At 69.1% G+C, this 1,180-nt stretch carries 2 protein-coding genes; both read left to right on the top strand.

The annotated features are described in order from the left end of the window. A partial coding sequence (locus G7A99_RS01490) for a hypothetical protein (RefSeq protein WP_205599691.1) occupies window positions 1–795 on the top strand: 795 nt, incomplete at its 5' end. Between the two features lie 169 nt (window positions 796–964). Next, on the top strand, window positions 965–1,180 hold a 216-nt coding region (locus G7A99_RS25085; RefSeq protein ID WP_240466058.1), incomplete at its 3' end, for a circadian clock KaiB family protein.

Raw genomic sequence — 1,180 nt, 5'->3', positions numbered from 1 at the left:
GCGGTCGTGCTCTTCTTCTACAAGTTCTTCTTCTACAACCGCCTGGAGATCCAGCAGAGCTGGCTGGTGGCGGAGGCGGTCCAGGGCCGGTCCCCCGAGTCCACCGAGGCCCGGGCCCATGCCCGTAGTTGCCGACACGGCTACCGCCGGCTGGCGCTGCTGGACATGGTCTTCGGCTTCGTCGCCTCCCGCCGCAACAGCAACAGCGAGAAGTCCGGGCTGATCTCGGGGCTGGTAACGGCCATGCTTGCCGGTCTCACCGAGGTCTGGGACCTGGTCAACCACTACCTGCTGCCCGCCATCGCGGTGGACGGCGTGGGCGTGCGCGAGGGTATCTCGCAGATGCGTGACCTCCGCGACCGCGTACCGGAGAGCCTGGTGGGCGTGTTCGGCATCGATCTCGCCGCGCGCGCAGCGGGCACGCTGGTGGCGCCGCTCTACCTCCTCGCCGCCGTGGTGGCCGTACTCTGGGGGCTGTGGATCGGTGACGGGATGTCCGCGTTCTACGCCGGCTCGCTGCGTGCCGCGCTGGGTGACTTCGGGGCCGGCTGGCTGCCGGATGGGCCGCTGCACTTCAACTGGCTGCCGGCGCTGGTGGCGATATGGCTGTGCAAGGGGTTCAGCGCCATGTTCGAACGCCTGGTGACGTCGGTGAAGGTGGTCTACTTCACCGTGTTCTACATGCGCATCACTCACCCCGGGGATCTCGACCCGGCGGTACGCGACGAGCTCGAGGCCTACCTCCGGCTGGAAGGCAACGGAGATTCGGCACAGCCGGCGACCGAGCCCCGGTGACCCCCTCCCCGGGGCCGGCGCGGCAACCCCCGCCGGCCCCGGCATCCCATCCGTTTTCCGGGACAGGGCGCTTGACCGTCCCCGCCGCCACGGCTATGTTGCTTCGCCAAACCGCGCTGTGAGGTAGTCGACATCCCGCAGACGCATGGTCACGCATCAGGGACGACCCATGGCCTCCGGTTACCTGCTCAGGCTCTTCATCGCCGGCCATACGCCACGCTCCCGGCGCGCGATCGCCGATCTGCGCCAGATCTGCCAGGAGGACCTGGGCGGCCGCTACGCGCTCGAGGTCATCGACGTGATCGAAAACCCGGAGGCCGCGGAGCACGAGCACGTGGTGGCGACCCCCACCCTCATCAAGGAGCTCCCGCCGCCGGTGCGCCGG

The organism is Arhodomonas sp. KWT (assembly GCF_010993615.1).
Note: the sequence above shows the minus strand (reverse complement) of the source record. Positions and strands in the feature narration are given on the sequence as shown.